The sequence below is a fragment of the Tepidimonas sp. genome (assembly GCF_046292505.1).
Classification (GTDB): domain Bacteria; phylum Pseudomonadota; class Gammaproteobacteria; order Burkholderiales; family Burkholderiaceae_C; genus Tepidimonas.
Map to the genome: position 1 here is coordinate 279 of NZ_JBKBQX010000288.1, position 235 is coordinate 513.

A 235-nucleotide genomic window follows, 5' to 3' on the forward strand; every position below is an offset into this window, starting at 1 on the left:
AGTGACGCTTGGCCAATGCGCCGAGTTCGTGTGAGGCATTCGATTCGAGTACATAGGATTCGAGCAGCGTGTCGTCCTGCACGCCGGCAAGGCGCAGCCCGTGATTGGCGAGCACATGACGGTCGAATTTGAGGTGCTGGCCGACTTTCTTGTGCCGGGGGGATTCGAGCCAGGGCTTGAGCTTTTCCAGCGTCGCGGAAAGCGGCAATTGCTGCGGCGCGGCGGCGTAACTGTG

The 235-nt window shown here is 61.3% G+C and carries 1 protein-coding gene; it reads right to left on the reverse strand.

Going from position 1 to position 235, the window contains the following annotated elements; translation table 11 throughout:
- Positions 1-235 (reverse strand): hypothetical protein (locus ACK4TH_RS13320; RefSeq protein WP_409627119.1); only part of this gene is annotated, 235 nt, incomplete at both ends.